Raw genomic sequence first — 12954 nt, 5'->3', positions numbered from 1 at the left:
CTGATTGCAGTTTAATTATTATCTTCCGGGTTGTCCGGGATTTGAACCATAAGAAGCAGCTCCCTGGGGTTGGTAGGTGGATGCCGATGGTGGATTGTAACCTTGTCCTCCCTGAGGTTGTGACTGAAACATCCCGGCTCCGGGCATGTTGACTGTCATCGCCTGCAACAAACGGCTGTAAACCGTATTGAGCTGAGCAAGCTGTTGTGCCATACGCTCATTTTCTGCCCGGAAGACAGAACTGTCCACCACAGACCCTTCGTATAAATCTTTTATACGACTCAAACCGCCGTTAATACGTTCGATGGTATCGATTTGCGAACTGATGCTCTTAAGCTGAATTTCATAGATGGTGTTGAGTCCTGAGATATTCCGGTTAAGCGCCTCCATCTGATGTACATATCCTCTTGAATTCTGGTTGATTCCATCCGAATGGTCCGTAATACTTTTATAGGAGCTTAGCAACGTATCCGATACTTCCGTAAGACTGTTTGTAGTCTGACTGAAACGCTTCATCTGGTCGGCCATCCCAGCCAGTTGATCCAGGTACTGTTGTGTTGCATCTGTCAACTCAGCCATCTTGGAGATCTGCTCTGCTGCACCGCTCAGCTTCTTGATGCTATCCGAAAGATTCCGTGTATCTTCTTCCGAAATGTCCAAAGCTCCGCTTAATCCAGCTGATTGCTTTACAGCCATCGGGTTGATCAACAAATTCGCATTGGAATCATCCTCTTCATTCGCAGCCGAATGCATGATACCCGAAACTTTTTGATTGGCAAACTCGGGACGATCCATGGGATTCTTGGATTTCAGTACAGGAAATACCTCTTCCCAATGATAATCCTTTCCGGGATGTTCAAACCCGGAGATGAAGAATACAAAAAATTCCGTCATCATACCCACGAACAACATTTCATTACCAAAAGGGAGGTGAAGCAATTTAAACAAGGCTCCCAATACAACAATCGAGGCTCCCCAACTATAACAGAAGTTCAGCAGTCTCTTACCCATATCACTGGAAAGAAACATCTCAATTCTATTTTTATATTTCTTATACTTTCCCATCGTTCCGAAGTATTATATTATATATCATTTCTTATTTTTTACCCTTTGAAAATCCGATCTGAGTTCGTACGCATCTGAAGCCGATATACGAACGTGTTTCATTCTGGTATTCCATGGAACGCATATCCGAGCGGATAAACTGGGATACATCCTTCCAGGAGCCGCCGCGCACCACCTTTTTCTTCATGGCGTAAGGATCTTCCTTCGCTGCATTATAGCGCAAATCAGGATTCATATCATTCATCTGATTCGGACCCGATTCAGAATAGGTGGTGGAAGTCCACTCAGCCACATTGCCAGCCATATCATATAAACCGAATTCATTAGGAGAATACGAACCCACCTTCGATGTGATCAGATGTCCGTCTTCGGTATAATTCCCATTACCCGGCTTAAAGTTCCCCAGGAAACATCCTTTGCTGCTTTGCAGATCGTTGGTCGCCCAGGGGTATTTATTTTCATTTTTACCGGCACGCGCTGCATACTCCCATTCGCCTTCGGTAGGCAATCTGAAAGGTTCAATTGTATAACCGGCAGGTAAATTGGCAGATTCTTTAAAATAGTTGGTTCTCCAGACACAAAATGCGGTGGCTTGTTCCCATGAGACACCCACAACCGGATAGTCATTGTAACCGGCATGTGTAAAATACATCCTCATGTATGGTTCATTATAGGCATTGTTGAAATCATTTACCCAACAAGTTTCATCCGGATAAATATTAACGATCCTCGTATGAAGAAAGTCGTGATAACCGCTAAGCGGTCTTGTGATGGTTTCATTAACAATAACCCCATCGTCGTTGATATAAGCCGTATCCTTGGAGATCATGACAACCTCATTGGGATCTACCTTTATATCTGTATTACGTTGACGGGCTGCCGGATCCAGGTTATTCTTCCTTAATGCGGCGGCAGTATGATCATACCACTCATATCGATAATTCATCTGCTTCTCATCCAGTCTTTTTTCTCCGGTGATGGGATGAATATAGTATACACTCTCAATAGCGCGCTGCTCGTCTTCAGTTGCACGCTTCCAGGGTATGGGTCTACTCCAGTCCAGATGAGGTGTTACAGGTTCGCCATAGCGGTCTTCCGTAATCTTAAAAAGTTCGTTGCCTCCGTAGGCAGGATCGGCAAGACGTTCACGAATGATCGAATCGCGTACGTAATAAAGGAACTGACGATATTTAGCGTTGGTGACTTCTGTCTCGTCCATCCAAAATGCATCAAAAGATACTCCTTTGGTTTCCGGATCTGTACCCCATAACGAATCCTTATCCGAAGGTCCCATCTCGAATGAACCTCGTTTAATAAGAATCATTCCAAACGGTGCCGGCTCATTGAAGGATGCCGTTCTGGCTCCTGTAAGCTCACCTCCACCTCCACTTAACGGACTACCGCAAGAGGTAATTAAGGCTGCTGCCCCAAGTATTGATAATACCTTCTTCATATACTTATAATATACGTACACTTTTGTGTTTATTTTTCCCTGTTTTTGTCTTTGTCAGCTTCAACTTATACCGGATCATCAGTTCGTGGCTGCCGGTACTTCCCTTCAATATGGCAGATGTCGGGAAATCATAAGCATACCCCACCTGAAATCCACCGATAAGAGCCCCAATTGAAAGGACCACCGATTCATTCACCCGCCAGGATAGTCCGCCATTAAACATTTTATTATAAACTAACCGGGCCGTAATATCAGTCTGAAACGATTGCATATCAGTCTTCATGAATACAGACGGTTGCAATTCATACAACGGGTTCCTTAGTTGAATATTGTATCCTCCGGTTAAATTATACGCCCTGCCTATATAGCTGTAGACATTTTCAGTAAGCGCCAGTTCCGGTTCGGAAATATGTGTCGATGCAATTCCTGCATAAAAGTCTTTATGGCTGTAATATATACCTGCATTTAAATCAAGAACCATGGCCTCAACCTTGGTATTGGGTATTCCTTCATCCGTACCTGTATGAAATTCACTTTCAGGGATATCCACCTTTGTTCCGTCGAAACTTTGATTAACCATGCCTGCCTGTATACCTATGCTGAGAATCCCTCCGAATAGTTTTTTCTTATATGCATATTGAGCCGAAACATGGGTATTCTGAAACAGACCGATTGTTTCTGTAAAGCCCACCACCCCGACCCCATGGGTGGTTTTACCAAAAGTTAACGGCATATCGGCTGAAACAAAAAAGGATTTGGGAGCTCCTTCAATACCGATCCATTGCTGGCGGTGCAAAGCAAATAGATTGATATTGTCCGTATTACCGGCAACGGCAGGATTATAGTATCCCATCGCCATCCAATACTGACTGAATTGGGCATCGTATTGTCCAAAAGCGACATTCATTCCACCCAACAATATGATTAATTGCAGAAAAAGCCTTCTCATTCTTACTTTATGCATAGTACGATTATTGTAACTGCAAAAATGGAAATAAATTGTACATAGGCATAAAAAACAGAAAAGGCAGTAAGTATTTCCTTACTGCCTCCAATGTATTTAAAAAAACATTAATACTCTTCCTCATTAAAGAAGAAATCCTCTTTACTTGGATAATCAGGCCAGATATCCTCCATGCATTCATAGATTTCGCCTTCATCTTCCATTTCTTGCAAATTCTCAATTACTTCCAACGGCGCACCAGAACGCTGTGCATAATCAATCAACTCGTCCTTTGTTGCAGGCCAGGGTGCGTCTTCTAGTTTTGAAGCTAGTTCCAATGTCCAATACATAGTTATAAAGTATTAATAGTTACCAAAAAGTTAGTTCTAATTTTCAATTTCCCGCAAAAATAGAACTATATTTCTTAGATGCAAGTATAATCCCAAATTATTTCTTTTCCATCGTTAATTATACACTCTTTTCGTGCTAAAACGAACAAATAGTCGGATAAACGGTTCACAAAAATCAAAACCGGCTCCTCTACCGGGTCAGTTTCTGTTAATTTGTATATCTGTCTTTCAGCCCTTCTGCAAACAGTCCGGCATACATGTGCCAAAGAGGCGGAACGGCATCCTCCCGGAAGAACAAAGTTTCGCATAACCGGTATTCCTGCATCCAACCGATCGATTTCATTTTCAATCCGGACGATACTTTCAGGGGTAATACGGCTTTCTATTTTCAACTCTGTACTTTGCTGGTCGGTTGCCAGATAAGAACCTACACTAAATAATTTATGCTGAATAAAATATAGAAAATCTTTATCCAGCTGATCCTCCAGTGAAGTAACCAACAAACCGATAAAAGAATTCAGTTCGTCTATTGTGCCATAACTTTCCAGTCGCTGATGCGTTTTAGAAACACGTTCGCCACCCACCAGAGAGGTAGTTCCTTTATCTCCTGTTCCAGTATATATCAAACTTTTTTTAGTTGCCATAATCTTGATATCAATAGTAGGTTATATAATTACGTTTATGCAGCTTGTCATTAAAAAAAACTATACCCAAAGCATACAGGTCCATAGTGACTGTAACTTTCGGATGCGAACAGATTTCTTTCCAGGCAATTCTCATCTTGGAAGACGATTTAATCCCTTTAAAAACAAAGACTGAATTTTGATGAGTCTGCTCCACACATTTATTAAACAACGAGGAACAACAAATATCATCATCCTGCATATTAAAATAAACAAAATCCACAGCTTCCATATCTTCAAGGGCCTTGGGTAGCAGATCGGTATAATCGCCTTCTCTCAGATCAATCGGATTCCGGGCCTGTTTAAAGGTCTCACGTGCAACAGATGCAAAAGCCGGATTACTCTCTAATGCAATACACTGTAACCCGGAAGCGTAAGAAGTGAGGTAAAGAGTGGACAGCCCCATATTGGTCCCTATCTGTAAAATATGAACCGGTTTGAAGTAATTGACGATTTTGAACAACAATGCACCCTGTTTAGGAGAAATAGCCCTTTTCTGAACCAGCTGTCCGAGGGTCTTTTGGACAATCGCCCCCTTTTTTTTCTTATCAGGATAAGAGACCAGCTCCTCTCTGTACTGAAGTTTTAAACGTGTCAACGCAATATCATCCAGTAAATAGAAATGACCTGACTCTTCAATAACTTTAGTAATCAGATTGTAAACAAACGGAGAATGTACACCATATCCTTTTCGATAGCGGACACGTCTATAGAGGAGAATACTACGCCTTAAGGCATTTTTGCTTTTTGGTATGATCTGCATCTTATATTTTATTTACTAATACAAAGTTAGTAAATAAAAGTTTTATCTGACAAACCATTTCTTACCCAGATGATGTACCGGATACCATGCGGCTATAAAACCTATAGTAACAACCGTAATAAAAACAGTAATTACATCACTTAATGCAACCCGTACCGGATATGCATCAACGATAAAGGCTCCTGTAGTCTGCCCCAGTTTAAGCAAACCGAATTCTTGTTGAATCAGGCAAAGAATAATACCGATCAAGATACCTATCAATGCGCCAAAGCCAGCAATCATCCAGCCTTCGAAAAGAAATATCCGGGAGATGAGCGCGTCGTTAGCACCCATATTGCGTAAAGTCTTTACATCTTCCTGTTTTTCGATCATAAGCATCGACAACGAACCCACCACATTAAAAAGGGCAATTGCCAGAATGAAGCTTAGAATTAAGAAGGTCATCCATTTTTCTATCTGCATCATTTTATAAGATGCTTCCTGCTGTTCGAATCGGTCTTGAACAATGAAATCTTTTCCTAGAATGGATGTGATTTCGTCTTTATCGGAAGAAAAGTTGGAAGACGGATGCAGCTTAATCTCGATAGAGGAGACTTCTGTTTCGTATTTAAATAGTTCGCGTGTCAAAGAAATGGGCACCAAAATATAATTTTCGTCGTACACTTGTTGATTGATGCAGAAAACTGCTCCGGCATATGCATACGAAACCTGAAATGAGGTTGCAGGATTTGACAGATTTACTTTTTCATCTCTTTTGGGTGCATAGAACTCCATAGGCGAAAGATAACCTGCATTTACACCAAGAGCTGAAGCCATCCCTATACCTGGAATAGCATAATCAACCACATCATCCTGTAAAATAAAATTACCATCAACCAAAACACTGTCGATGGACGCCAATTGCTCAAAACTTTTATCAACCCCCTTTACAACGGCAACCACCTGCCTGTTATCATAACGCACCAAGGCATTATCTTCCAGGACTTCACACCATACGTCTAATGAAGGTAATTTTTTCACCTTCTCAATCCGACTGTCTTGCGGATCGAAGACCTTTCCTGTTCGGGGAGTGATCTTTAATTCAGGATCAAAGCTGCTGAATAAAGTAGATACCAGATCATTGAATCCATTATACACAGACAGGGCGCAGACTAAAGCAATGGTTGCAACTACTACACCGCAAACAGATACCATCGAAATAATATTGATGGCATTGTGAGACTTCTTTGAAAAGAGGTATCTTCTGGCTATGTAAAAAGGAAAATTCAATGGGGATTACTTCTTTAACAAATTATCAATTTTTTCAATATAGTCCAGTGAATCATCGATATAAAAGGTCAGTTCGGGTATTTTACGCAACTGTAAATGCACCCGTTGACCTAAATCAAAGCGGATAGCCTTGGTGTTAGCCTTGATTGCTTCCAGCAATTCGGGAGCTTTTTCCGAAGGAAAAATACTTAAATATACCCGTGCAATGCCTAAATCAGGACTTACCCGCACCACACTCACGGATACCAAAGTGCCCGACATAGCCTTTGTCTGAAGCAGAAATATATCGCTTAATTCCTTCTGCAATAAACGACCAATTTTATTTAATCTTGTACTTTCCATAATTATTATTTTTTCCAAATCATTGTAAGTCCGTCCCGAAGCGGCAGAATCACCTTCTCCACTCTCTGATCAGCTTTTATTTTATCATTAAATGCAAGAATACCCGCTGTTTGCTTATCTGCCGGATGGAGAGGCTCAAGCACTTTCCCGTCCCATAAGGTATTATCAGCCAGGATCAAAGCCCCTGCCGGCAACTTATCAAAAATCAGATCGTAATAATCTGAGTAAAGTCGTTTATCGGCATCTATAAAAACAAGATCGAATGATTCATCCAACGCCGGTATGATCTCCATCGCATCACCGAAATAAAGCTTGATTTTATCCTTATCCGGCGATTGGGAAACATACTTACGGATAAAATCTTCCATCTCATCATTGATCTCCAACGTGTGGATTTCGGCATCCTTCTCAAGAGCCTCAGCCATACAAAGAGTTGCATAACCTGTATAGGTCCCTATTTCGAGAACCCGTTTAGGTTTAAGCATCCGGCAAAACATCTTTAAAATTCTGCCTTGAAGATGCCCGGATAACATACGTGGACGAAGAAGATTCACATTGGCATCCCTATTTAAAGCAGCCAACAGTGAACCTTCTTCATCACTATGTGAAAGAATATAGGATTCTATTTCTTTCGTCATTCAATATTAGTCTTTAAAAGTTGGAAGCGAGTATTTATCTCCAGCATCCAAAACTTTACCAACATTATTTATTTCAAGGAACGAGGTACCGCCGCCTTCACCAAAGCTACCGCTAAGATAGGCAACCATATCAGAACGGGTAATACGGCCACTCTTGATCAGTTCATTCAATGCTTTAAAGTAATATTCCCGCTCAGATTTACTCTCTTCCTGATAAACAGCCCATACGCCATAAGATAAAGCCAGCTCTCTTGTAAGACGCTCGTGATAACAGATGGCATATACGGTGGATGTACCACGGAAAGCAGCCAGATAACGTGCTGTTCTTCCGGTAAAGCTATCTGTAATGATTGCTTTTACATGAAGCTTTGAAGATGCCTTCACTGCCTGTTTGGCAAGGAAAGAAGTTACATCAAGGTCGTTTCCTACGATAGGAACACGGATATCATTTGCTGCAAGCTTTGTTTTTTCGGCTTCAGCTGCAATCTTGGTCATAGTAGCAACCGCTTCTACAGGATATTTTCCATAGGCAGTCTCACCACTTAACATTAATGCATCTGTACGGTAATAAATGGCATTTGCGATATCTGTAACCTCTGCTCTGGTAGGACGAGGGTTATTGATCATCGAGTGAAGCATCTGAGTTGCCACAATAACCGGCTTTTTAGCTTCCACACACTTTCTGATCAATACACGCTGAATACCCGGAATCTTTTCCTGTGGAACTTCAATACCTAAATCACCACGGGCGATCATGATACCGTAAGCCACCTCCAGGATTTCATCGATATTATCAATACCTTCCTGATTTTCAATCTTAGCAATAATTTTGATCGGGCTGTTGTGTTCGTCAAGAATACGCTGTATATCAAGCACATCTTGTTTGCAACGAACAAATGAATGAGCAATAAAATCAAGATTATTCTTAATACAGTAAAGAATGCTGGTACGGTCTTTTTCTGTCAACGATGGCAAGCTGATACGTACCCCCGGTACATTAACACTTTTACGGCTACCAAGAGTAGCATCATTCAACGCCTCGCAAACAAGGTAATCAGAATGCTTTTCAATAACTTTCAAATCAAGATCGCCATCGTCGATAAGCAATTCTCCGCCTACAGACATATCTGCAACAAAATTCTTATACGACAGGCAAATGCATTCCCTGGTGGTTTCTCCATCAGGATTACCCATCACCTTAATTCTATCACCTGTTTTTAATTCAAGAGGCTGAGCCGTTTTGGTTGTTCGAATCTCCGGGCCTTTCGTATCCATTAAAAGCGCAATGTGATTTGACACGGCACGGGTATTGCCGACAACTCTATTAAACCCTTCTTCAACCATGTGGGCCGAATTCAGGCGTACCACATTCATTCCTGCCTTATACAGGGATCTGATAAACTCTACCTCACACCGTTGATCTGAAACAGTAGCAACAATCTTTGTATGCTTTAACATATAACCTTACTATTATAATCTTTATTAAAAAAATCTTCAAATTAAAACACAAACAAGCACCCGGTCCATCAAATTCATTTGAAAGATTCAAGGGCCAGTTTGTAAGAATCAAGCCCAAAGCCAAGGATCACTCCTTTGCATGCAGCTGAGATTTTAGATTCATGCCTAAACGACTCTCTGGCATGAACATTCGAAATATGTACTTCCACAACCGGAGTTGTAACTGCTTTAATAGCATCATACAATGCAATGGATGTATGGGTGTAGGCTCCGGCATTTAGTATTATTCCATCATAATCAAATCCTATCTCGTGAATTTTATTTAGCAATTCGCCTTCAATATTGCTTTGAAAAAAGGTAATTTCAAACGTAGGAAAGTTTTTCCGCAGCGTATCAAGATACTCCTCAAAAGAGGAGTTTCCATATACAGACGGCTCTCGCTTTCCCAGCAGATTAAGATTTGGTCCGTTGATAATCTGAATCTTCTTCATTTTATTGTAAGTTTATTACCTTTGCCCCATACCACAGGGTTGGAAAATATCCGGCAAAGATAATGATTTTATTTGACAAAATTGATATAAACTATGACAAAGCAATTGGGTAAAGATATTATAAGTAAATACCATACATATATTCGCCTCGAAAAATCGCTATCACCGAATTCAGTGGACGCATACATGCGTGACTTAGAGAAATTAGTATCCTATGCGAAAACTGAAAATCTGGACATAACAGGCATAACTTATCTTGATTTGCAACAATTTATCTCACAATTACATGATATAGGAATTCATCCACGCTCTCAGGCACGTATTTTATCAGGCATCAAATCCTTTTATCATTTCTTACTCATTGATGAATATATAACAAGCGACCCGACTGAATTGTTGGAAGCTCCCAAAATAGGACTTAAACTACCCGAAGTGCTGTCAATCAATGAAATCAACAGACTACTGGACAGCATTGACCTTTCAAAGGCGGAGGGGCAGCGAAACAGGGCCATGCTGGAGGTTCTTTACAGCTGCGGACTTCGTGTTTCCGAACTGATAAATCTTCGGTTTCCGGATGTTTACTTTAACGAAGGATTCATTCGGGTAGAAGGCAAAGGAAGCAAGCAGCGCTTAGTTCCCATTTCAGATACCGCCCTTAAAGAAATACGCCTGTATCTTTTTGACCGTAATGCCGTTCAAATAAAAAAGGGTTACGATGATTTCCTGTTCCTTAGTCGCCGGGGAACCGGATTGTCTCGTATCATGGTTTTCCACATCATCAAAGAACAGGCAGTTTTGGCTGGCATCACCAAAAATATCAGTCCGCATACATTCCGCCATTCCTTTGCCACCCACTTACTTGAGGGAGGTGCCAACCTTCGGGCAATACAACTGATGCTAGGTCACGAAAAAATCACAACCACAGAAATTTACACCCATATCGACCGCGAATTCTTACGAAACGAAATCCTGGATCATCATCCCAGAAGCCGGCAAAAAAGTCAATAAAAAAGATCTGACATTCAGCGCGAAAGATTTACTAAGCTATTTTCAGCAAAATAAACAAATAAAAGTTGAAAAAGAACTTGAGTTAAATCAATTAACAAATAATTATGTGTAATTTTGCCTACATAAAATATATGAAAACAAATATTGTTGCCCTAGTACTCGTTCTTCTTTGCATAACTGCTAAAGGAGTCGCACAAATCAGCCATGGAGGATCCCCTCTTCCAATGCTTACTCTCAAGAGTAGCTCTGCTGATTTCTTTGTGGAGATGCCTGCATTTGATGTGGCCGAGGAGCTTCACACAGATTCATTGAACGAAAGTGATCTGCGGGGAGGATTCAGGTTTGCATATAAGTTTATGACCTCGCTAAATGTAAAGACAGCCGGAACCTCATTTACGATGGCAGACGGCACAAAAGTCTGGAGGTTAGGTATACGCTCGGCCGGGGCTTATTCCATCAATGTCTTATTTTCAGAATTTGAAATACCGGAGGGTAGTCAGGTCTTCCTTTTCAATCCGGACCAAACCCATATCCTGGGATCTTTCACCCATCAGAACAATTCAAAGCTTAATATACTTCCGGTCGCCCCAGTTAAGGGAGACGAGTTGATAATTGAATACCACGAACCGGCCAATGCTGCATTCGCCGGAAGATTGGTTGTTGGTGAAGTAAACCATGATTATCGCAATTTAAGAGGGGCCGAACCTGGCCCCAACCTCGGGACCAATTTCTGTATGGATAACTTGGTTTGCGACCCCAACTATAATAATCAATACGAAGAAGTAGGACGCAGCGTCGTTTTACTGATCATAGATGGAATCTTCCTCTGCAACGGAACGTTGCTAAACAACACCGAAAGGGATGGAACTCCGTTTTTATTAACAGCTTCACACTGTCTCAATAACAGGTTCAATGTAACCAATCCGGATTACGAAAAGGTGGCCGGCAGCATTGTCTGCTTCTTTAACTACAACAGTCCGGTGTGCAGTCCAACCATGAGGGGAACAGAAGAGCAGTCCATGGTCTCTGCCGTACCATGTGCCATCAACGAGAAAACAGATTTAGCGCTGCTGGAATTACTGCAAACGCCTCCTGTATATTACCGGCCCTATTATGCCGGCTGGAATGCAATGGATGCAGGTGTAGCTCCCTATAGCGGGATCCATCATCCGGGAGGATCTGTGAAACGGATCAATAAGTACACTGGAACATTGAACGTTGCATCTTTCGATATTACCCATTTTAAAGAAAACAACCATTGGCATATCCCCAGGTGGAATGACGGGTCAACCGCAAGCGGGTCATCAGGATCTCCACTCTTCGATGCACAGGACATGGTTGTAGGAGCTCTTTCGGGAGGAAGTTCAAACTGTACATTTATTCCGAGACACCCTACCCTAAAAGGTCCGATAAACGACTATTATTATACGTTGAAAGACTCGTGGTCTCCGGATACGACAAAAGAAATTACACTTAAGTATTGGCTGAACCCGACATCATTCCCAATTTACAAAATAGAAGGATTGGATCCCTACGGAGATGCTGCCGCTGTAAGGTTAAGTAATCTCACCAACAACGGGAACAGAAATAACATTGAAGCTCTCAAGGTCGCGTTGCCCGACTCGGGATTTGTTTTCGGAACAAATACAACCCACCCGGAGAGTTTTGCAGAAGGTTATTCCATTTCAGGAGAGAAGGTTCGTATACACGGTGTTTTTGTTGTTACTCCCTCAGCCATCGGCTCGTGGAAAGACAGTAAGGTTACAATTGCAGTGCATAGCGGGTCAGGCAAACCCGGTCAGCTTATCCATTCGCAAATATTCAAGCCTACCTATACCAATCTGGATGCATCCAAAACTGATTTTATAGAAACCGACAAGCCCTTGAACCGCGACATGGAAACATTTGTTCCATTTACATCCCGGGTAGTTGCCGAAAACGAATTCTATATCTCCTATACAATTGAAAATGTAGCCGGTGATACAATCGCTGTTTACAATCTCAAATCTGGAGAATCCACCAAAAATACGGCATGGATTAAACGTGGAGGCGAATGGACGGAAGCTTCCAACGTGATTAACTTTGCAACATCCCTGTTTATCGACCCCGTTGTTCAATACATGGAATCATCCGGTGAAATTCCTGTCGGCATCGAACCAGAAGATTTAAATCCGGCAATCCGTGTTTATACGGGAGCAGACAGAAAACAGCTTTATATTTTAACAAACAATACAACGGAATCTGTACAGGTGGAATTATTGTCGGTTACCGGCAAGTTGATCCAAACGAATTCTTTCCGTTCAGAGCGCATTACGTTACCTGTGGGCCATCTTTCACGAGGAATCTATATCGTTAAAGTAAAGGCCGGGAAAAACAGATATGCAACAAAAATTGTACTTTAATATTTAATTGTATCAATAAACTAAAATATATTTTTTGCCTATGAAAATTATACGTATTTTAGACAAGTAATCGTTTCTTTAGACTTGAA

Annotated in this window: 13 protein-coding genes; 2 read left to right on the top strand and 11 right to left on the bottom strand. The window is 41.4% G+C overall.

Annotated elements, in window-relative coordinates:
* Positions 1-18 precede the first annotated feature (18 nt).
* The 11 genes from porL to aroQ form a co-directional block, all read right to left on the bottom strand.
* Positions 19-1065, bottom strand: coding sequence for a type IX secretion system motor protein PorL/GldL (gene porL, locus F5613_RS15620; protein WP_245832489.1), 1047 nt, complete (start codon positions 1063-1065; stop codon positions 19-21).
* Between the two features lie 31 nt (positions 1066-1096).
* Positions 1097-2518, bottom strand: a complete 1422-nt coding sequence (gene porK / locus F5613_RS15615) for a T9SS ring complex lipoprotein PorK/GldK (RefSeq protein ID WP_079682154.1) — start codon at positions 2516-2518, stop codon at positions 1097-1099.
* Positions 2519-2522: 4 nt separating this feature from the next.
* On the bottom strand, positions 2523-3482 hold the full coding sequence (locus F5613_RS15610) for a PorP/SprF family type IX secretion system membrane protein (RefSeq protein WP_245832490.1): 960 nt from the start codon (positions 3480-3482) through the stop codon (positions 2523-2525).
* A 107-nt stretch (positions 3483-3589) separates the two neighbouring features.
* Positions 3590-3811 (bottom strand): DUF2795 domain-containing protein, encoded by a 222-nt coding sequence (locus F5613_RS15605; protein WP_005633363.1) that lies wholly within the window; start codon positions 3809-3811, stop codon positions 3590-3592.
* A gap of 74 nt (positions 3812-3885) precedes the next feature.
* The gene (locus tag F5613_RS15600) at positions 3886-4455 is read right to left on the bottom strand and encodes a cob(I)yrinic acid a,c-diamide adenosyltransferase (RefSeq protein ID WP_079682156.1); all 570 of its coding nucleotides are present in this window, start codon (positions 4453-4455) and stop codon (positions 3886-3888) included.
* A gap of 10 nt (positions 4456-4465) precedes the next feature.
* Positions 4466-5257: an O-methyltransferase gene (locus F5613_RS15595; RefSeq protein ID WP_079682157.1), complete on the bottom strand. Its 792-nt coding sequence runs from the start codon at positions 5255-5257 to the stop codon at positions 4466-4468.
* A 42-nt stretch (positions 5258-5299) separates the two neighbouring features.
* Entirely contained in the window at positions 5300-6526 is a 1227-nt protein-coding gene (locus F5613_RS15590) for an FtsX-like permease family protein (RefSeq protein ID WP_179400450.1), read from the bottom strand.
* A 6-nt stretch (positions 6527-6532) separates the two neighbouring features.
* Complete coding sequence (gene rbfA / locus F5613_RS15585) at positions 6533-6868, bottom strand: 30S ribosome-binding factor RbfA (RefSeq protein ID WP_079682159.1); 336 nt, start codon at positions 6866-6868, stop codon at positions 6533-6535.
* 5 nt (positions 6869-6873) lie between these two features.
* Positions 6874-7506, bottom strand: coding sequence for an O-methyltransferase (locus F5613_RS15580; RefSeq protein WP_079682160.1), 633 nt, complete (start codon positions 7504-7506; stop codon positions 6874-6876).
* Positions 7507-7512: 6 nt separating this feature from the next.
* Positions 7513-8964 (bottom strand): pyruvate kinase, encoded by a 1452-nt coding sequence (gene pyk, locus F5613_RS15575; RefSeq protein WP_179400449.1) that lies wholly within the window; start codon positions 8962-8964, stop codon positions 7513-7515.
* Between the two features lie 74 nt (positions 8965-9038).
* Complete coding sequence (gene aroQ, locus F5613_RS15570) at positions 9039-9455, bottom strand: type II 3-dehydroquinate dehydratase (protein WP_079682162.1); 417 nt, start codon at positions 9453-9455, stop codon at positions 9039-9041.
* A 93-nt stretch (positions 9456-9548) separates the two neighbouring features.
* Between aroQ and xerD the strand changes: the two genes are divergently transcribed.
* Both xerD and F5613_RS15560 read left to right on the top strand, forming a co-directional pair.
* Positions 9549-10463, top strand: a complete 915-nt coding sequence (xerD, locus tag F5613_RS15565) for a site-specific tyrosine recombinase XerD (RefSeq protein WP_179400448.1) — start codon at positions 9549-9551, stop codon at positions 10461-10463.
* Positions 10464-10594: 131 nt separating this feature from the next.
* Positions 10595-12865 (top strand): T9SS type A sorting domain-containing protein, encoded by a 2271-nt coding sequence (locus F5613_RS15560; RefSeq protein ID WP_179400447.1) that lies wholly within the window; start codon positions 10595-10597, stop codon positions 12863-12865.
* Positions 12866-12954: the final 89 nt, after the last annotated feature.

Source organism: Macellibacteroides fermentans (assembly GCF_013409575.1).
In the GTDB taxonomy this organism is placed as follows: Bacteria; Bacteroidota; Bacteroidia; order Bacteroidales; family Tannerellaceae; genus Macellibacteroides; species Macellibacteroides fermentans.
The sequence above is the reverse complement of the archived record's forward strand: the minus strand, read 5'-3'. Positions and strand labels throughout refer to the sequence as shown.